At 52.3% G+C, this 20,800-nt stretch carries 11 protein-coding genes and 1 pseudogene; 3 read left to right on the top strand and 9 right to left on the bottom strand.

The annotated features are described in order from the left end of the window. Nucleotides 1–2,134, top strand: a 2,134-nt coding sequence (locus AC06ND_RS04410; protein ID WP_475677781.1) for a glycoside hydrolase family 3 C-terminal domain-containing protein, incomplete at its 5' end; no start/stop codon positions are given. A gap of 9 nt (nt 2,135–2,143) precedes the next feature. Next, on the top strand, nt 2,144–4,195 hold the full coding sequence (locus AC06ND_RS04405) for a glycoside hydrolase family protein (protein WP_475677780.1): 2,052 nt from the start codon (nt 2,144–2,146) through the stop codon (nt 4,193–4,195). A gap of 406 nt (nt 4,196–4,601) precedes the next feature. Here the strand turns inward: AC06ND_RS04405 and AC06ND_RS04400 are convergent, their stop codons facing one another. Together AC06ND_RS04400 and AC06ND_RS04395 are read right to left on the bottom strand one after the other, a co-directional pair. Continuing rightward, a complete protein-coding gene (locus tag AC06ND_RS04400) occupies nt 4,602–6,404 on the bottom strand; it encodes a RagB/SusD family nutrient uptake outer membrane protein (RefSeq protein WP_475677779.1) in 1,803 nt (600 codons plus the stop codon). Between the two features lie 12 nt (nt 6,405–6,416). Further along, on the bottom strand, nt 6,417–9,482 hold the full coding sequence (locus AC06ND_RS04395) for a SusC/RagA family TonB-linked outer membrane protein (RefSeq protein ID WP_475677778.1): 3,066 nt from the start codon (nt 9,480–9,482) through the stop codon (nt 6,417–6,419). Nucleotides 9,483–9,750: 268 nt separating this feature from the next. Here AC06ND_RS04395 and AC06ND_RS04390 point away from each other — a divergent pair, with 268 nt between their 5' ends. Then, nucleotides 9,751–13,665, top strand: coding sequence for a two-component regulator propeller domain-containing protein (locus tag AC06ND_RS04390; RefSeq protein WP_475677777.1), 3,915 nt, complete (start codon nt 9,751–9,753; stop codon nt 13,663–13,665). A 47-nt stretch (nt 13,666–13,712) separates the two neighbouring features. On the opposite strand, the gene AC06ND_RS04385 is transcribed toward AC06ND_RS04390, so the two are convergent. The 7 genes and pseudogenes from AC06ND_RS04385 to AC06ND_RS04355 all read right to left on the bottom strand — a co-directional run. Continuing rightward, entirely contained in the window at nt 13,713–14,222 is a 510-nt protein-coding gene (locus AC06ND_RS04385) for a hypothetical protein (protein WP_475677776.1), read from the bottom strand. A gap of 1 nt (nt 14,223) precedes the next feature. After that, nucleotides 14,224–14,718: a regulatory protein RecX gene (locus AC06ND_RS04380; RefSeq protein ID WP_475677775.1), complete on the bottom strand. Its 495-nt coding sequence runs from the start codon at nt 14,716–14,718 to the stop codon at nt 14,224–14,226. A gap of 2 nt (nt 14,719–14,720) precedes the next feature. Further along, nucleotides 14,721–17,150, bottom strand: coding sequence for a patatin-like phospholipase family protein (locus tag AC06ND_RS04375; RefSeq protein ID WP_475677774.1), 2,430 nt, complete (start codon nt 17,148–17,150; stop codon nt 14,721–14,723). Between the two features lie 4 nt (nt 17,151–17,154). Continuing rightward, nucleotides 17,155–18,228, bottom strand: coding sequence for a dual-specificity RNA methyltransferase RlmN (gene rlmN, locus AC06ND_RS04370; RefSeq protein ID WP_475677773.1), 1,074 nt, complete (start codon nt 18,226–18,228; stop codon nt 17,155–17,157). 4 nt (nt 18,229–18,232) lie between these two features. After that, nucleotides 18,233–19,375: pseudogene (trpS, locus tag AC06ND_RS04365) on the bottom strand (tryptophan--tRNA ligase). Nucleotides 19,376–19,411: 36 nt separating this feature from the next. After that, on the bottom strand, nt 19,412–20,434 hold the full coding sequence (recA, locus tag AC06ND_RS04360) for a recombinase RecA (RefSeq protein ID WP_475677772.1): 1,023 nt from the start codon (nt 20,432–20,434) through the stop codon (nt 19,412–19,414). Between the two features lie 185 nt (nt 20,435–20,619). Next, on the bottom strand, nt 20,620–20,800 hold a 181-nt coding region (locus tag AC06ND_RS04355), incomplete at its 5' end, for a hypothetical protein (protein ID WP_475677771.1).

The following is a 20,800-nucleotide window of genomic DNA, read 5'->3' as shown; positions in this document are numbered from 1 at the left end:
ACGTGGTCAGGAGACCTGCGGTGAGGACCCTTATCTCCAGAGCGTGCTCGGTCTCCAGACCGTTCTCGGAATGCAGGGCGACGACCCTAACTACTACAAGACCCACGCTTGTGCAAAGCACTATGCAGTGCATAGCGGTCCGGAGCCACTCAGGCACACCTATGACGCAAGAGTATCAATGAGGGACCTCTGGGAGACCTACCTTCCTGCATTCAAGACCCTCGTGATCGACGGCGACGTACGTGAGGTGATGTGCGCATACCAGCGCTACGAGGGTGTTCCTTGCTGTGCAAACGAGCGCCTTCTCATCGACATCCTCCGCAACAAGTGGGGCTATGACGGCATCATCCTCACCGACTGCGACGCAATCAACAACTTCTACACCAAGGGTCAGCACGAGACCCATCCTGATCCGCTCAGCGCAGCAGTTGACGCAGTCCTCAGCGGTACCGACCTCGAGTGCGGTCGCGTATTCAAGGTACTCTCAGAGGCTCTCGAGAAAGGTCTCATCAGCGAGGCTGACCTCGACGTTCACCTCAGGAAGAACCTCGCAGGTCTCGTAGAGCTCGGCTTCTTCGATCCTCAGGACAAGCTTCCTTGGGCAAACATCCCAGAGAGCAACATCAGCAGCGAGGAGCACAACGCTCTCGCAGTTCAGGCAGCAAGAGAGTCAATGGTACTCCTCGAGAACCACGAAGTTCTCCCTCTCGCAAAGAACCTCAAGAAGATCGTCGTTGTCGGTCCTAACGCAAACGACACAACCCTTCTCAACGGTGAGTACGGCGGATCTCCTACCAAGGAGCACACCCACAGCCTCCTCGACGGTATCAGGGCAGCCGTTCCTTCTACCGAAGTCGTATATGTCAAGGGCTGCGAGCTCACTGACGAGTACAACACCATCCAGCACCTTGCTGAGTTCAACGGTGGCAAGGGTATCCATGTGGATTTCTACAACGACAACGACCTCAAGGGACAGCCTGCAGTCAGCAAGGACTTCACCAGCGCCCTCAACTTCAGCACCTTCGGTGCATACGGCTTCGCTGACGGCGTAAGCACTGACAAGATCTCCCTCAGGGCTAGCGGTAGCTACGTTCCTGACTTCACCGGTCCTCTCAGCTATACCATCAGCTCAGACAACGGCTACGTCCTCAAGGTGAACGGTAAGGTTGTCGAGAAGAACGCAGAGGCTGGCGCCAGAAGAATGCGTCGCGGTGCAGCTAACTACAAGACCTTCGACGTGAAGGCCGGCGAGACCTACAACATCGAGATCGAGTACAAGAGGGGCAATGGTCCTTTCGCTATGTTCAGTGCAAACTTCTGCCAGAGGAAGTATGCTGACTTCCTCGACATCATCGCTGAGACCGGCGACGCTGACGCAATCATCGTGATCAGCGGTATCTCTCCTCAGATGGAGGGCGAGGGCGGTGACAAGGCTGACATCGAGCTCCCTGCAGTACAGCAGCGCCTCGTCAAGGCTATGCACACCACAGGCAAGCCAGTCGTAGTAGTGAACTGCTCAGGTTCTGCAATCGCTTTTGCGAGCGTAGAGGGCAGCTACGACGCTCTCCTTCAGGCTTGGTATCCAGGCCAGGGTGGTCCTGAGGCACTTGCAGACATCATCTTCGGTGACTACAACCCATCAGCCAAGCTCCCTGTCACCTTCTATGCATCCACCGACCAGCTTCCTGACTTCCTTGACTACAGCATGGAGAACAGGACCTACCGTTACTTCCACGGCGTTCCTCAGTATGCATTCGGTTACGGTCTCTCATACACCACTTACGAGTATGGCGAGGCAAGCATCTCGAAGAATTCTATGAACAAGAGCGGCAAGGTTACCATCACCGTTCCTGTCAAGAACACCGGTAAGGTTGCCGGCGACGAGATCGTACAGGTTTACGTGAAGAGCCTCGACAATCCTGACGCACCTATCAAGTCTCTCAAGGGCTTCGACAAGGTGACCCTCGCAGCAGGTGCAAGCGGAAAGGCTAAGATCACCCTCGACGGTACTGCTTTCGAGTATTATGATGAGGCTGTAGACGGACTCTCAGTTCGTCCTGGCAAGTACCAGATCCTTTACGGTTCATCTTCTCGTGACATCGATCTCAAGGCTATTGACTTTGAAGTTAAATAACCAAATACAATGAAAAGACGTCTCTTAGTTACCATCGCTGCTGCGGCAGCGATGGTTTCTGCCAATGCGCAGAACCCTTACTTGCCTCTCTGGGAGCACATTCCTGACGGAGAGCCAAGAGTTTTCGAGGATCCTGACAACCCTGGTAAGTATCGCGCTTACATCATCGGTTCTCACGACCTCGCATACACCCAGTACTGCGGTCCGGACATCCGTATCTGGTCTGCACCTGTTGAAGACCTCACCAAGTGGGTCGACGAAGGACCTGCCTTCACATATTTCGTGAACGGACAGTGGGACACAATGTTCGCTCCAGACCTCGTGGAAGTCAGGAACCAGGACGGGACCAAGACCTACTGGCTCTACCCTCACAGCCGCGGTAACGGCCGCGTCGCTACCGTAGCGAAGAGCAACAGGCCTGACGGTCCGTTCGTCCCAGTGAATATGGCAGAGGACGGCGTACATGTCCTCCCTGGCAGCTTCATCGACTTCGACCCTTCAGTCTACATCGAGAATATCACAGACAAGAAGGACCCTGACTATGCAAAGGGCTTCAGGGCTTATGTATACTATGGATTCCAGCACTCTACCGCTGTGGAGCTCGACCAGAACACCATGTACTCAGCTCGCCCAGGCGGAAAGTACATCGACTTCTTCATCCCAGCAAGCGCGCGCTACGGTGTCGTTCGTGACCCTGAGGGAACCGAGTACAAGGCTCTCTACAAGGACCAGAACCCAGGTGAGTTCAACTTCTTCGAGGCATCATCAATCAGGAAGGTCGGCAACAAGTACGTAGTCATCTTCTCTGGTTACTCAGGTCCTGATTACGGTCTCGAGAGCACCAACTCAGCTCTCCGCTACGCGTTCGGAGACTCCCCTCTCGGCCCATGGCGTTCAGGCGGTGTGCTCGTGGATTCACGCGGTGTGGTTGCAAACGAGGACGGCAGCGCCCTCACTACCACCAACGCAGCCCACAACACCCACGGCTCGCTCCAGGAGATCAACGGCCAGTGGTATGTGTTCTACCATAGGCCTCCAAGAGGCTTCGGCAATGCACGCCAGTCTATGGTTGCGCCTGTGAAGATCGAGTGGGACAGCAAGCCAGTCGCTGAAGGCGGCCAGGTTCGCATCACCGGTTATGATCCTTATGCAAAGGACGAGACATGGGTAGCAAAGGCTGCTGACGGCAACTGCTACACCGGCGGCGAGGTCACCTCAGAGGGCTTCCAGATCTACGGTCTCGACCCATATAAGTACTATTCAGCAGGTATTGCATGCTACCTCAGCGGCAACGACTGGATGCAGGATACCTGGGACAACTGGGACAACCATATGGATGTAGCAGGCATCACCAACAAGGGGGTCGTAGGTTTCAAGTACTTCGGCTTCGAGGGTCTCAAGAAGGACAGCAAGGGTGTCAGGGCATTCGAGGGAACAAAGAAGGGCAACAACACTGAGATAAGCGTGTTCCTTACTCCTCGCGTGAAGGATGCTTTCAAGGTTCATGTAATGATGGACGGTCCTTACGCTAACAGCACCTGGAATGGCAAGGAAATCGCTGTTATCGAGGTTCCTGCAAACTCAGAGCAGGTATGCACCGAGTACAAGGTAAACGTATCACAGTATGTGGACGGTATCAAGGGCAAGCACGCGATCTATCTCGTTGCAGACGGTCCTGAGATCGAGCAGCCAAGGATGGATCCAAGGTTCGCTCAGAGGGCTGGCGCACGTCCGATGAGGCCAAGAGGTCTCTTCGATCTCCAGGGTATCGGCTTCAGCTCAAAGAACAGCAAGGTCGAGAGGCCTATCGCTCCTACCGTACAGATCAAGGTTGACGGCAAGGATCTCGTGATGCCTACAGAGCCTATCCGCTCTACCAACCTCAATGGCTACACCGACGTTACCCGCTATCAGGTTTATGGTCCGGTTACCGACGGTTCTAAGATCGAGGTTATCTCTACCAACCCTGCAGTCAAGGTCAGCGTATCTAAGATCGTAGAGGGTCGCGCTACAGTAAAGTGTACCTATAACGGTCTCGACAAGGTTTACCTTATCAACTAACCAAGACGAGTTTTAGCGTTCCTTAACGCCAAAATAACATATAAGAGGCGGGCCTTCTGGTCCGCCTCTTATATGTTACCGTGCTACGAACTCAAAGAATTGGCTAAAATCTTCAGTTCGCGAATACATTTCACGAGAACTAGACCGTTTAGGCGATACGAACTCAAAGAATTGGCTAAATAATTCAGCTCGCGAATACATTTTGTATGATATTGGTTGTTTGGGAGCAGCGAACTTAAAAAAATGGCCGATTATTTGACTTCGCGAGGTGGGTGACTAAGATATAGGGGCTAACAGGAAAGAGGTAATCAACGGCCGGGAGGGGGACATAAAAAACCGGTCGGGATTCACACCCCGACCGGCAAACTTATACTGATTTATTTCTGTAAATCGAAGAAATTGTCGATTAATGAGCTACAGACTGCCAACCGAGAACATCGTGGAGGTTAGGGTTAGCGTTCTGGAAATCGAGTGGGAATGGGAAGTACTCATGACGACCCTTCACGAATGGAGAGTAGATAGCAGGAGCCTCAGTAGTGAAGAGGACGTGCTTCTTCTGGTAGTTAGGCTTACCCTCAGTGAAGAACTCATCGAATACGGTAGGAACGTGCTCATGGAGCTTAGGATCGTTCATGATCTTGTCCATGTCAACCTTTCCTTCTGCCTGCCAACGAACGAGGTCGAGGAAACGGCAGTTCTCGAACCACATCTCGTACTGCTTCTCTTCCATAACGTTCTCGAAAGTAAGATCGGTGGTAGGAACCTGTGCACGAGTCTGGATAGCGTTGAGAGCAGCCTTACCCTTAGCCTCATCGCTTGAACCGATACAAGCCTCAGCGTAAAGGAGGAGTACCTCTGCGTAACGAGCAACGTTGAAGTTCTTCTGGTTAGAACCAGGGCCAAGGCCACTTACGTTGTCTGAAGGATAAGTCTTGCCACCAGTAAGGATCTTAGGAGGGTTGATGTAAACCATGTGCTTCCACTCGAAGTACTTACCATGGCTGTAGACACCGTTTGCAGAGGTGATACCACGCATTGGGTCTTTCTCCTTCTCCTCACGAGTACCATCGTTCACTGAAGAACCTGACCATTCCATCTCGTAAAGCCACTCTTCCTCAGTAAGGAAGCAAGCGCGACGACGTGGACCGTTACCGTCATGCTCAACGAACTTAGCTGCGAAGTCCTGCTGAACTGCACCACCGTTCCAACCATCGAAACCCTGGTGAACCTTAGGAGCAGATGCAAGAGCATCAGTACGCCAGCAGAATACGTTTGCTACCATCCAACGACCGCGGCGGATAGGTGAACCTGAACCCCAAGCGTTGTTGGTGAAGTTAGGATCCTCGAGGAAGTTAGGCTCGAAGAGCTTCTCGCAGCTACCGTCACCGGCAACGTGGAAGTTGATCCAATAGTCCTCAGAAGGAACGAGGTCATAGAGATTTGACTCGATGATAGCACCGAGGTGCTCACGTGCCTTAGCCTTGTCACCAAGGAACATAGCAGCCTTACCAGCTACGAAGTGAGCGAAGCCCCAGTTCATACGAGCGGTGTTGTCCTTATCAGTCTTAGCTGTACGCTTAGGAAGCTTACCAGAATTGATAGCAACCTCGCACTGCTCAACAACCCAATTAAGGATCTGCTCCTGGCTCTCAGCCATCTCAGCAGCCTCGTCACCGTCGATAACGCGGGTCATCATAGGAGGGCAGTTCCAGATGAGGGCAGTCATAAGGTGGAGGTAAGCGCGCATTACGCGAGCCTCTGCAACAGCCTGCTGAGTGAAATCAGAAGTGAACTTAGGCTCTACCTTGTTACGGTTCTCATTGGTGAAGTTAGAGATCACGAGGTTAGCGTGATAGATAGAGTAGTAGTAACGCTGATAGCACTGCTTAAGGGTACCATTTGAGTAGTCATAACGGAACTCATCGAATACACGGAAAGCGTCGTGGTCATTAGGGTTACCACCTGCTGAAAGGATATCATCTGCAGAGTAGTTAAGGAGAACCTGCTCAGGGTTGTTGATACCCTCTGTACCAGCTACGTTCTCGATGAAATCTGCATACATGTTAGCAAGAGCCATCTCGCAGTCTGCATCAGAAGCATAGAAGTTCTCGTAAGGGACAACACCCTTCTGAGGGATATCAAGCTTGCTTGAACAAGAGACTGCAGTAAGAGCCAAACCTAAGAATATAGGAATAATGATCTTTTTCATCTTGTTTTCAGTTTAGAAAGTGAGGTTTACACCGAGGATAAGCTTCTGCATGGTTGGGTATGAACCCCAATCGAGACCTGAACCGGTGGTGTTGTTCATTGAAGCAGTCTCTGGATCAAGACCTGGGTACTTAGTGAAGGTGAAGAAGTCGTCAAGCGATACGTAGAAACGGAGGTCGCTGATCTTAGCCTTCTTAGTAAGGTTCTGAGGAAGAGTGTAACCGAGCTGGATCTGCTTGATTCTGAAGAATGAACCATCAAATACGTTAGCTGATGATGACCAGAACTTGTAGTCTCCGTAAACATCCTTTGGATGAGGGAAAGTACCGTTAGGGTTCTTCTCAGTCTTAGCGTTGGTGTAGTACCATGAGAGAGTGTTCTTGGTACCAGGACGGTGGAATACAGGCATGATTGAGTTACCTGCAACACCCTGACCGAAGATTACGAGGTCGAGACCCTTCCAAGCGAGGTTAATGTTGAGACCGAAGGTCATGGTAGGAGTACCCTGGCCGATGTAGGTCATATCGTCGTCATTGAGCTCTCCATCATCGTTGAAGTCCTTAATGACAGGCTTACCATCCTTATCCATACCCTCATACTTGAAACCACGGAGGTACCATACTGGGAAACCTGGCTCGAAGCTGGTCTGGATAACGTAGTTAGAAGAAGAAGCGTCAGCTACGCGCTGTGCTGGAGTTCCCTCAGGAAGCTCGAGGACCTCATTGTGGAGCCATGAGAAGTTACCAGAGATTCCATAGCTGAAATCACCGATAGTGTCACGCCAGCTAAGGTCGAGCTCGATACCACGGTTGAGGATCTTACCACCGTTAACGGTTACTGAGTTCACACCGAGCTCAGGAGATACCTGCTTGCTGAAGAGCTGGTCCTTGGTCTTCTTGTCGAAGTAGTCAGCAGTGAAGGTCAAGCGGTTGTTGAGGAAACGAGCGTCGAGACCGAGGTCGATCTGCTCTGAAGACTCCCAAGTAAGGTTAGGGTTAGGAATTCCGTTAGGCTTACCAGCGAAAGTAGAACCCATCTGGTCTACTGAATACTGATACCATGAAGAACCCTTGTTGATGGTAGTAGCGTACTTGTAACCACTGAGGACAGAGATGTTACCGTTACGACCCCATGAACCACGGAGCTTGAGGAAGCTAACTGCGTTGTTGCTTACGTTGTTCTTGAAGAAAGGCTCGTTGCTGATGGTCCAACCAACAGAAACTGAAGGGAAGTAACCCCAACGATTCTCCTTAGAAAGCTTTGAAGAGTCGAATGCATCTGCACGGAAGTTTGCCTGGACGCTATAGCGGTTGTCGTAAGAGTAGATGAGACGACCGAAGTATGCAAGAGATGCAGACTTACCAGGAGCGTTACCGATAGTCTTAGAAGCATCACCCTTTACATAGTTAAGATAATGGAAGTTATCCTCGTATGAAGAAAGGATGTCAGCGCCTGATGAACTTGCAGAAACGTTATCGCTGTTGTTCTCGATATATGACATACCGACCATGGCAGTGATAGAGTGCTTCTTGATGTTCACCATGTAGTTTGCGAAGTTCTCCCACTGATAGTAGTAACCAGTGTTAGCGTTTGCAGAGATAGAGTAGTTATCCTGTGAACCACGTGAACCGATGTAGTAAGGAGCGGTGTAGCTGTGGCTGACGCTCTGGCTGATACGATAACCGAAACGTGAGGTAAGGGTGAGACCCTTGATAGGAGTGAGGTTAGCGAAGAGGGTACCGTTGATGTTGATACCACCGTTCTCTGAATCAGTTGCATCGCGCTTTGCAAGTGCAGAACCCTCAGCATCTGAATACTTGGTGTTAGCGAACCAACCCTTCTCATCACCGAGGAGACGGTAAGGACGGATGGTAGGATCACCAGCCTGAAGACGATCATAAACACCCTTTACACTTACAGAGAACTCTGAAGGATCAGTCCAGTAAACTGGAGTAAGAGGGTCCATGAGGAGCATTGACTCGAATGAAGTTGAGTAACCACGCTGTGAGACAGACTGAGTAGACCACTTCTCGATTGAGTTGTTGGTACCAACCTGCAACCACTTGAAGATCTGGTAGTCAGCATTTACCTGTGCGGTAAGACGGGTGTAAACGTCCTTGTCACCCTTGATGATACCGTTGTTCTTTACATAGTTGAGAGAGGTGAAGAAGTGACCGCTCTTGTTACCGCCTGAGAAGCTGAGTGAGTGCTGCTGGCTCCAGGTAGGCTCGGTATAAGCGCTGATCCAGTCCTGATCGATCACACCATTCTCATAATACTTGTGGCTGTAGTCGAAGTCCTTAAGCTGGCCCTGAATGTAATCAGCACCCTGCTCGAGAGTAATGTAATCGATGAAGTCATCACGACGCATCATAGGGCGCTTGAGATAGGTCTGGAGAGTAGCCTTACCGCTGTAGGTAACAGAGGTCTTGCCATCCTGACCGCTCTTGGTAGTAACGAGAACGACACCGTTACCTGCCTCAGCACCATAGATAGCTGCAGAAGCTGCGTCCTTGAGGACCTCGATAGATTCGATCATAGAAGGATCGAGGTACTGGATGCTGCTCACCTTAAGACCATCGACGATGAGGAGAGGAGAGATGTTACCACCATTTGAAGAATAACCGCGGACGCGGATTGCTGCACCCTCACCAGGAGCACCGTTTGAAAGGACGGTCACACCTGATACCTTACCATTGAGAGCTGCTGCTGCATCAGTGGTAGACTGGTTCTTGAGCGCATCCTCACGAAGAGAAGCGACCGAACCGGTAAGGTCAGACTTCTTCTGGACACCGTAACCGATGACCACAGTCTCCTCGAGGAACTCTGAGTCCTCAACGAGAACTACGTTGAAAGTTGTCTGGTTACCTACAGCGAAAGTCTGTGAGGTATAGCCAAGACAATCAACTACGATAGTTGAGTTTGCAGGAACCTGCATAGCGAACTTACCGTCGATGTCGGTAACAGTACCCATGCTAGTGTTGCCGACAACCATAACGGTAGCACCCATGATAGGGCCCTGGGCGTCGGAAACAGTTCCGCTGATCGCGCGGTTCTGGGCAAAGCCCAAAACGCTCATAGCACAGGCCAAGACGACCGATGCTACTTTAGCTAAACAATTTCTTGTCATAAATCAGGAAATAAAAGTTAGTTTGTGTTAATATTTGCCATTATGAGGCTCAACAAAGGTATTTATTATAGTGTACCTTCTCTTTAACATTTACTCCTCAAACAATTAAAAATCCACCAAAATTGACCCCAAATTTTAATTTTGGGATAATTTCTAAAGCGAATGAACCAAAATTTAAAGTCTTTATGCTTAACTTGCGGCCGTTTTGATAAACGAGATGAAAAAATACACCATAACGCTCATATTCGCCCTTATCTGCTGTATAACAGCAGATGCGGCGCGTTATTATTATTTCAACAGATTCTCAACTTTCGACGGCCTTCCTAACAACAGCATAACATGCACGGTCCAGGACCACTACGGATTCATCTGGATAGGAACGAAGGACGGTATCTGCAGGTTTGACGGTCATGAATTCACTCTCGTGGGCGGCAAAGGCCCTTACGAGCCCCTGAACGGCGTTGCTGCGGACATAGACATAGACAACGACGGCATACTCTGGTTCTCCACCACCAACGGAGTGGGATCCCACGATCCTGCTACCGACAAGACCATGATCATCGGCCCTGTCGGAAGTACGCGCGCGTCCGATATAGTGAATGACCCGTTCGGAAACGTCTGGATACTCAGCGACGACATCTACAGGTATGACAAGATCAGCGGGGCCATCAACGCGTATGATCTCAGCGAGCTCAGCCCGTCACACATAGAGACGGACAGCGACGGCGTCGTATGGATGACTGTCAGGACAGGCGGACTCTACAGGTACGATTCCCGCAGGGACAGATTCGAGAAATACATCGTATCCGTGGATGGAAAACCTGAGACCAACATCTGCTTCAACAGAATCAGAGCAATCTCAGAATCCAACCTCCTCGTTTCCACCACAGACCAAGACGTGATCCTCGTCAACACAGGTGATTTCAGCGGCAGAAGGATTTTCAAGCATCAGTTCTTCACCACCAAGACGGAGATCTACGACATCATCGAGCGTCAGCCAGGCGAATTCTGGTGCGGAACAGACCAGGGTATCTACATTTTCGACGCCATGACCGAAGGAGAGCAGTACTCGTACATGAAGTATGAGGTGACTGACTCCCACTCTATCTCGTCCGACTCAGTCAGGAACCTGATGGTCGACAAGGAGGGCAACGTGTGGATAGGAACATACTTCGGCGGACTGAACCTCTGGCTCAACCAGAGAGACGCATATTCCGTGTTCTATGAGAACCCGTCCACAAACTCGATCAGTGGCAGGATCGTCCGCGCATTCGCTTCGGACAATGACGGAATGGTATGGATCGGAACCGAGGACGGCGAACTCAATCGATACGACCCTACCACCAGGGAGATGAAGGGATACCCCAACACCAAGGGATTCAATATCCAGAGCATAATCTGCGAAGGGAGCCAGCTCTGGCTGACCTCATTCAACTATGGCGTCTATACCTTCAACAAGGACAAGGGAGAGATACTCAGGCACTACAGTCTGCCTTCAGATAGCCAGGCGGCCGTATGTATGTACAAGACCAAGGGCGGGAAACTTCTCGTGGGTGCATCGAGAGGACTCTTCCGCTACGATAGGGAGAAGGACGGCTTCGTTCCTTTCGGAGAAGACACGGAATACTTCGTCCACTGCCTCACTCAGGACAAGAGCGGGAACATCTGGTTGGGCACCTTCGGCTCCGGTATCAGAATCCTGGACGAGAAGGGCAACCTGATTTCCACGATTACGGAGAAGCACGGCGATACAGGACTTTCATCCGATTACATCACATCGTTCACTCAGGACAGCGACGGCAGGATGTGGGTCACCACCGAGGGTGGCGGAGTCTGCTACAGCGAGCCGAGGTACAACGTCAACGAGATCAGGTTCAGCAAACTCACCCGTGACAGCGGACTTTCATCCAACATCACCAGCGCAGTCGTAGAGGACAGGGACGGCAACATCTGGATATCGACCAGCAAGGGAATCATGCTCGTTGACCCTGCACGCATGGGTTTCGAGAGGCTCTACACAGAGAAAAGTCACGTGACAGGCGACCAGTATTCCTACGGAGCAAGTTTCCTCTCGTCGAACGGAAATATTTTCCTGGGAACGACGAACGGAATGATCTCTTTCTCTCCGGCGAAAGTGAAGACCAACTTCGTAAGCAGCACACTGCGCATAACCGACATAGTCGCCTCATCCGGAGACAAGACCATACACCTCAAGGAGGAGGGCAGATCATGCATAGAATCCAAGGAGGTCTCCGTGAAGTACAGGGATGCAGCATCCTTGATGATCTCATTCGCGGATCCGGCATACTCGAACCTCAGTTCAGGTCAGTATGTATGTACATTCACTCAGGGCAAGCACTCAGTGACCACTATCGCGAAGGGCAATTCCATAGAGTTCACCTCCGTGAAGCCGGGAAAGATCGTCTTCCGTGTCAGCCTGTACAACACTTCGTCACCAGAATCAACGCAGAGCATCACGATCAACGTGGAGCCTCCTTTCTACAGAAGCGCCGTGGCATATCTGCTCTACATACTCGGCCTTGCGATCATCGCTGGCCTCGTGCTCTACACTCTCTATGTGCACAACAAGAACAATAGGAGGTTGGAGATAGAGCAGCTCGAGCACGACAAGGAGAAGGAGATATACGACGCGAAGATCAACTTCTTCACCAACATCACCCATGAGATCAGGACTCCTCTGACGCTCATCAAGATGCCTCTGGACAAGCTTATCTCCCAGCACGAATACACTCCTGCGGCGGAGAAGGACATGATAGTGATCAAGAACAACGCTGACAGGCTCCTCGACCTCACGAACCAGCTTCTCGACCTCAAGAGGATAGAGCAGGACGATATGAGGCTCAGCTTCACCAAGGAGGACATCTGCAGGATTGCGCGCAAGACCTGCAAGCTCTTCGAGCAGCAGTTCCATGAGCAGCACGTCGACATGAATCTCAGGATTCCTGACGAGTGCATCGAGATCATGTGCGCAAGGGATGCGGTCGAGAAGATCATCAGCAACCTCATGTCCAATGCCATGAAATATGGAAACGACAGGCTCGACGTCAGCGTATGCGCATCTGAGGACGGAAAGAAAGTCTTCCTCAGGGTCAACAGCAATGGTGAGCAGATCGCAGAAAGCGACAGGGAGAGGATATTCGAGAAGTTCTACCATGGAGGAAAGGGCACCGGACTCGGCCTGGCGTTCGCAAGGACGCTCGCAGAGATGCACGGAGGCCGACTCTACGTGGACGACAAGATCACCGAGACCAATTCGTTCGTGCTAGAACTTCCTGTTGAGCAGCCGGAGCAGGTCAGCGTACGCAGCTCCGACAAGAAGGATCAGAAGACCGTTGCCAACGAGGACAGCAACCTCCAGCACATCCTCATCGTGGAGGACTCCATCGAATTCAGGGAGTATCTCTCGAGCGAGCTTTCCGACGAGTACAAGATTTCCACCGCCGGAAACGGCAAGGACGCCCTCGAGATACTCGAGAGCGGAAAGATCGACCTCGTGGTCAGCGACATCATGATGCCGTTCATGGACGGATGTCAGCTCTGTAACGCCATCAAGACGAATCCGGACTACAGCCACATCCCTGTTATCCTCATGACCGCTGTGATCGGGCTCGACACACGTATCGAGACTCTCGAGGTGGCAGCCGACAGCTATATCGAGAAGCCTTTCCCTATCGAGCTGCTCCGCGCCACCATCGCGTCCCTCTTCAAGAACAGGGAGATCGCTTACCGCCAGTTCACAAGCTCGCCGCTCGCCCACTTCAGCAACGTCAAGACCAGCAAGATCGACGACGAGTACATGAACAAGCTGCACGATACCATCATGAAGCATCTCGAGGAACAGGATCTCGGCATAGAGACCCTCACATCGATACTCGGAACCAGCAAGTCTACCCTCTACAGGAAGGTAAAGGCCAACACTGGACTGAACATCAACGAGTACATCAGGCTCTGCCGACTCAAGAAGGCCGCCGAGCTGCTCTCTTCGCAGAAGTACAGGGTCAACGAGGTCGCATATCTCGTGGGATTCTCTTCCCCATCGTACTTCGCGACATGTTTCCAGAATCAGTTCAACCAGTCTCCATCCGCCTTCGTGAGGAGCCTGAAGGAATAGCGAAAAAGCCAGGGCGTCGGCCCTGGCTTTTTTCGTTTCTGCACCGCCTATTCCTCGTAGGGAGTCAGCTTGAGGCGATATTTTATGCTGGAGCTTTCACCGAACTGCTTCACGCCAACCTTGGTGAAGCCCAAGGTCCGGTAGACTTCGCCCTCATAGTGCTCAGCCGGGGCATAGCTCATCACATCATCCGGATTGACCTCCTCGATGAAGGTCTGAAGAACCTTACCCATCCCACCGATCACGCGGACCTCCGGAAGGGAGGCATAGCGCACCCATTCGTAGGAACGTATCTGCCGCTCCCCTTTCTGCCACTTGCGCGCCGAAGAGAATTCGGCAACCGCGACCAAGGTTCCTACAGGATATGGATGAGGCGAGTCTTGTTGGCGCATTTCCGCACCGCTGTACCGCTTCACGAAGATGCCGTAGCGGTAACGACAGGAAGCATCACCGTAGAGATGGTTCACGGAGAGGAATTCGGCAGCCGTCGGCTTGTCGATATGGCGAACCTCGCAATTGCGGGCAAAGATCGAATGGAATCGCTCAGGATAGCTCATGTCACTCGCCCTTTACAAGCCGGTCAACAATGACTGAGACATCGTCATAGGAATATCCACGGCCCAAAGCATAGCGCAGCAGTTTCAACCTACACTGTGAATCTTCGCGTAACGCCCTGTATTTGGCCTCCAGGAGACGCTCAAGACGACTTGCGGCTCCTTGTTCGTCCACCTGTCCCAAGGCCTCCGAAATGACATCTTTTGAAATTCCCTTAGCCGCGAGCAAATAGCGTATCTTCACCTCTCCCCAACCGCTGAGTGAAGCCTTGTCACGGGCGAAGGCTGCAGCATATCGGGAATCTGAGAGATACCTGTCCTTCACGAGGCTCTCAACGATGGAAGAAAGAGCATCCTCGAGGGTACAATCCGCGACGGAAGCCCTGGCATAGGCATCCGAGATCTTCTTTCGTATGTCGGAAGTGCAATACTCCCTGCGAGAACACTGACGGCGCAGATTGTCCAGCACCTTAGCCTTCTCGAAGCTGCCTTGAGCCATAGCTAGAATATCACACCGACGCTGACGTATGCACCAGGATTATGGCTGAGGTTCGAATAGTGAGCATTGATGGTGATAGGACCGACGACGGAATCATAGCCGTACTCGAGACCCACGCCCCAGAAACCTGGGCCCTTGGTATACTCTGAGAAACGGTCACAATCACGCGCGTAGTTACCCATGAGGGTAAGATAGTGGGCATCCTTGACCTTGACACGAAGGTCGAGCCTTGCCTGGGTAAGGATATTGCCCATGGCCGCATAATTGTTGATTCCGATGAACGAGAACTGCTGCGGAGCATATCTTCCGCTCATTGAGCCACCGATGAAATTCGAATACATGAACGGAATCTCTTCACCGAAGAGCATCCTGAGGTCTACGGAAGGGATGATGGTCACGCGAGGCCCGGCCGGGAAGAAAATCTTTCCGCTGTACGCCAGCACATGGAAAGGGTTGTACCTCTTGGTCACGAGGTCATACATGTTGAACGCATAGTATGTCACGAAAGAGTAACCCTTGTGAGGGAAGTAGATCCTATCAAACTGCTCAGCCGTAATCTCCGTGTACACATTGACATACGAGCTTGTATTCTGTCTGAAATCGTAGTCGCCCCTGTAGAAACGAAGGTCAGTACCCATCATGTTGTAGTAGTCGAGGCGCGCGCCCGCCCTGAAATCGACGGTCTTCCACCTGATTCCCGACAGATAGAAATCCGTATTCACATACCATGACGACTGCGGTGCCTTCTTCGGCGCATTGACGCCCATCGTCTCAAACTCCTTCGCGTCAGCGTAAGCCACGACACGTCCCACGTTGGTATACTGCGCATAGGCTGCCAGGTTGAGCGTAGGGAACTTTACCATGTCCATATAGAGTCTGAGTCTTGCCGACGGATTCTCGGCGAGGCGGAGCGTAAGGTTAGCCTTCGGTCCCTTGAGCTTGCGGATGCCGAGACCGGCATCCACGAGAAGCGACACCACTTCCTCCGAGTCGAAACGCGCACCTACGGCAATCTGATGGATTGGTCCCTTGTCGCACTTGAGGTCGAGGACGAAAGGCTCCCTCTCACCATAGACTTCGTATGTCACCTTATCGAATGCACGTGTACCGAACAGGATGTTCACAGCCTCCTCGATGTCATCATTGTCATACCTGTTGCCCGGTCTCAGCTTGATCTTGCGTCTGAGGAGCTCTGCCTCTGCGTCACTTACGCCCGAGATCACGATCTGATCGAAAAGAGCCTTGGTCTTCTGGAGATTTGACGCCTTAGGGCCTTTGAAGGTCTGCACGTCACCGTTCATGGCATCCTTCACCTTTACCAGAAGCGAATCCGCCGCAAGAGCGGACGCGTATCCCCTCTTGATGATCTCTTCGATATTCTCACTACTGAAGCTGAGCATGTTGTATTCATGGAGATCCGGCTTGACCTTCACGTCAGCAACATCCATGTTCCTCTCGTAGTTGTCCTCGATCAGAAGGGATATCATCTGACCTGCGACATCAGCAACGTTATTGACCTCCTGGAAGGTCTTCTTAGGGTCGGAAAGTTCCATTCCGATGATGTAGTCGGCACCGAGCTCACGCGCAAAGAGAGTCGGATAATTGTCCCTCATACCACCGTCCACGAGCACCATACCTTCATGCTTCACCGGAGCAAAGAGGAAAGGGATAGACATGGTGGTACGCATCGCAGTAGGGAGAGAACCATCGAACCAATATTTACCCTTGAACGAGATAAGGTCGGTCGCAACGGTCACATACGGAACAGGAAGGTCCATGAAATCCATCTCGCCCTGATAACCGGCCGTGAGGCTGCTGATCAGGTTGGTCACGTTCATTCCCTTCACGGCGCCGAAAGGAAGGCTCTCAAGGATATTGTCCTTTATGAGCTGATCCGCATCATCCTTGTCTGCCCTGAGAGAAAGAGGCCTGTAGCTGTCACCGTCGCCGTCATAGGCATTCTGCTTCATCATCACGAACTGCTTCTTCTCGTAGTAAAGAGGAAGTATCACCTGATGCTGAGCCTTGAATTTCTTTTCTGGGAGCGACCTGTACTCGATTGGCATCTTGTCGGTTATGAGACGTCCCCAGTCCGCGCTCTTGAGCACGTCCTCCATCTCATATGAGTCGTATCCCATTGCAAAGAGACCTGACACGAGGCCTCCCATGCTGGTTCCGATCACTATGTCGACAGGAATTCCGAGCTCCTCCATACGGCGCACGATACCGACATGGGCAGCACCCTTGGCACCACCGCCGCTGAGCACAAGCGCGACCGTAGGACGGTGCTTGGCAACTCGGACAGAGTCGAGATAATGATGAAGCTTCTGCTTCGAGAGAGAGTCAGCCACCGGGTCTATACCCCTTGCGTTCAAACGCAAAGAAGGCAGGAGCAAAGCCACTGCCATCAAGAATGCCAAAAGTCGTTTCATATAACTAACAGCTTTTATCCTTATGTTTACCTGCGAGCATACCGCACGCAGCAAGTATATCTTCTCCCCTGGATGCCCTGATCGTCGTCGTCAACCCCTGCTTGTTCAGCCTGTCCTTGAAGGCTTCCATGATGGCTGCCGGTGGACAATCGTAAGGGAAATCCGGTATCTTATGGAATCTGATGAGGTTCATCCTGCACTCCAGACCCCTGAGCATGCGCACGAGAGCGTCAGCATGCCTCTTATCGTCGTTGAAACCGGCGAACATCGTATATTCGAAGCTCACACGGCGCTGGCCCGTGAAGTCGTACTGCTTGATCAGCGCGACCACATCCTCCTCGTTCCATGCCTTCTGCGCCGGCATCATCATCGCCCTCTCCTCCGGGAAAGGATTATGGAGACTCACCGCGAGGTGGCAGCGGCACTCATCGAGGTAACGCTTGAGGTTGGGAAGCACTCCGATAGTCGACACGGTGATACGCTTCGGGCTCCATCCGAAGCCCCAGTCGGCGGTCAGCACTGTGATCGCACGCATCACGTTCTCGTAGTTGTCCAGAGGCTCTCCCATGCCCATGAACACCGTATTCGTGAGGCTCTCGGCCTCGTCAACGGCGATGTACTGGGAAAGTATGTCGGCAGCGCTGAGATTGCCGTGGAAGCCCTGACGCCCGGTCATGCAGAAGCGGCAGGCCATCTTGCAGCCCGACTGGCTCGACACGCAGAGGGTCGCCCTGTCCTCGTCCGGAATCATCACCGCCTCTATAGCGCTGATCTCGGTCACCGGCGTACCGTCCACGTTCTTCCATCCGCCGGGACGCTCTATCTCGACCGGGAAGAGGTACTTCTTGGTGCCGTCAGCGGACTGGATGAGGTCCGCATACGGAATCACTCCGAGTTCGTAGCGTTCCTTCAGCTTCTCCCTTCCGGCCTTGCTCAGGTTGGTCATCTCATCGATGCTGCGGACCTTCTTCTTGTACATCCACTGAGCGATCTGCCCCGCCGTGAATTTCGGCAGGCCAAGCTCCAGGACGACATTCTGCAGTTCCTCCGGAGTCATTCCGAGAAGCTTCGTCTTCACTGCGCTACTGGTTATATTTCTCTGACTGTTCCTGGATGAGCTGCTCGAGCACACCCTCGTCGAAATAGTTGATCCTCATCGAACGCTTCACGTCAGCGAGAGTCTCGGCAGCAGCTGCGCGAGCGACCTCACTACCCTTGCGGAGCACGTCATAAACCTAAGGAAGGTTCTGCTCGAGCTCCTTACGGCGTACGCGGATAGGCTCGAGAGTATCGTTGAGCACTGCTGCGAGGAAATTCTTGATCATCATGTCACCGAGACCACCCTGACGATACTGGTTCTTGACCTCGTCAAGGCTGTGGAACTCGAAGCTGACCTTCTTTCCCACGAAGCAGGAAGCGAACTTGTCGAAATGCTCTGGCTTGCAGAAAGCGTCCAGGTAGGTGAACACGGTGTTGCCCTCGACCTTACCTGGATCGCTGACCTGAAGATGGCCAGGATCGGTGAACATGCCCTTAACCTTCTTTGCTACCTCCTCTGCGGAGTCCGAAAGATAGATGCAGTTCCCGAGCGACTTGCTCATCTTGGCCTTGCCGTCAGTACCTGGAAGACGGAGACATGCCGCATTGTCCGGGAGCATGATCTCCGGCTCGACGAGAGTCTCTCCATATACCGAGTTGAACTTGCGGACGATCTCACGGGTCTGCTCGATCATCGGCTCCTGATCCTCTCCTACAGGCACTGTGGTGGCCTTGAATGCGGTGATATCCGCTGCCTGGCTGATAGGATAGCAGAAGAAGCCGACAGGGGTACCTGCCTTGTTCTCCTCGCCGTTGTCAGAATAGCCCCTCATCTGGATCTCCGCCTTCACGGTAGGGTTCCTCTGGAGACGCTGAACGGTCACGAGGTTCATGTAGAAGAACATGAGCTCGGTCAGCTCGCTCACCTGAGACTGGATGAAGAGAGTCGATTTCTCTGGATCAAGTCCGCACGAGAGGTAGTCGAGAGCCACCTCCACGATGTTCTGGCGCACCTTCTCAGGATTGTCAGCATTGTCTGTGAGCGCCTGCGCGTCGGCGATCATGATGAAGATCTTGTCGAATGCTCCGCTGTTCTGGAGCTCAACCCTCCTGCGAAGGGATCCGACATAATGTCCGATATGAAGTCTTCCGGTCGGTCTGTCGCCGGTCAAGATAATCTTTGCCATCTATTTGTCTGAATTGTTTGCTTGTCCTTAAGGAGCCTAGTCCTTGATCTCGGCGAGAGCTGCGCGTATCTTAGCCTCGATCTCGTCGCAGAGCTCGACGTTGTCCATGAGGAGGTTCTTCACCGCCTCGCGTCCCTGTGCGAGCTTCGCATCATTGTAGCTGAACCAGCTGCCGCTCTTGTGCACGATGTCCATCTCGACTGCGAGGTCAATGATCTCGCCGATGCGGCTGATACCCTCTCCGAACACGATGTCGAACTCGGCCTTCTTGAAAGGAGGAGCCATCTTGTTCTTGACGGTCTTCACCTTGGTACGGTTACCGAGAGCCTCCTCGCCGTCCTTGATCTGGGTGGTCCTGCGGACGTCGACGCGCACTGAAGCGTAGAACTTGAGCGCATTACCTCCGGTGGTGGTCTCCGGATTGCCGAACATCACTCCGATCTTGTCACGGAGCTGGTTGATGAAGATGCAGCAGGTGTTGGTCTTGCTGATATTGGCGGTGAGCTTGCGGAGAGCCTGGCTCATGAGTCTCGCATGGAGGCCCATCTTCGCGCCGCCCATCTCGCCCTCCATCTCCGCTTTCGGAGTAAGGGCTGCAACGGAGTCGATGACGATGATGTCGATCGCACCGGAGCGGATGAGGTTGTCCGCGATCTCGAGTGCCTGCTCACCGTTGTCAGGCTGCGAGATCAGGAGGGTGTCGAGATTGACACCGAGGTTCTTCGCATAGGTCCTGTCGAAGGCGTGCTCCGCATCGATGATTGCGGCAATGCCTCCGTTCTTCTGAGCCTCGGCGATCGCATGGATAGCGAGGGTGGTCTTGCCGGAAGACTCAGGTCCATAGATTTCGATGATCCTTCCACGCGGATATCCGCCTATGCCCAGTGCATGGTCAAGGGCAATGGAACCGCTCGGAATGACCGAAACATCCCATTTAGGCTGATCTCCCAACTTCATGATCGTACCTTTACCGTAGTCTTTCTCGATCTTGTCCAGTGTTGCCTGCAATGCCTTCAACTTGGCGGCATTTACATCGGCGACTTCAACTTCTTTAGCCATAAATGTTTTGTGTTTAATAATGCTTTCGCGGCGAAAACCATTTTCGCACACGTTCGGCAAAGTTAGTAAAAAATAGCAAATAATTCAGCACCGAATTCGGGCCTTCCCCGAGCTCAGTGCTGCAAAATTACACCTTGCTTGTCCAATTCCATCATACAAGCAAGGTGAAATATTTAAAACAAATACTATTTCTCTTCGATTGCCTCCGGCATCAGGAGCTTGACATGGGTGGTATCCTTAAGTTGTTTCCCGTTACCGAGGCCGATTTCCACGATGAAGTCTGTTTCCAGGGATCCCCTCTCTATCAGTTCAACCGGAGCATCCACAAGTTTGAAGTGAAAATATGGCAGAACCATAGGTCTGTAA

Source organism: Candidatus Cryptobacteroides sp. (assembly GCF_056207615.1).
This window is presented reverse-complemented; position numbering and strand designations above follow the sequence as displayed.

Excerpts from the sequence above, each read along its gene's own strand:
- AC06ND_RS04405 (WP_475677780.1), top strand. The coding sequence starts at position 2,144 with ATGAAAAGACGTCTCTTAGTTACCATCGCTGCTGCGGCAGCGATGGTT.
- AC06ND_RS04400 (WP_475677779.1), bottom strand. The coding sequence starts at position 6,404 with ATGAAAAAGATCATTATTCCTATATTCTTAGGTTTGGCTCTTACTGCA.
- AC06ND_RS04395 (WP_475677778.1), bottom strand. The coding sequence starts at position 9,482 with ATGAGCGTTTTGGGCTTTGCCCAGAACCGCGCGATCAGCGGAACTGTT.
- AC06ND_RS04390 (WP_475677777.1), top strand. The coding sequence starts at position 9,751 with ATGAAAAAATACACCATAACGCTCATATTCGCCCTTATCTGCTGTATA.
- AC06ND_RS04385 (WP_475677776.1), bottom strand. The coding sequence starts at position 14,222 with ATGAGCTATCCTGAGCGATTCCATTCGATCTTTGCCCGCAATTGCGAG.
- AC06ND_RS04380 (WP_475677775.1), bottom strand. The coding sequence starts at position 14,718 with ATGGCTCAAGGCAGCTTCGAGAAGGCTAAGGTGCTGGACAATCTGCGC.
- AC06ND_RS04375 (WP_475677774.1), bottom strand. The coding sequence starts at position 17,150 with ATGAAACGACTTTTGGCATTCTTGATGGCAGTGGCTTTGCTCCTGCCT.
- recA (WP_475677772.1), bottom strand. The coding sequence starts at position 20,434 with ATGGCTAAAGAAGTTGAAGTCGCCGATGTAAATGCCGCCAAGTTGAAG.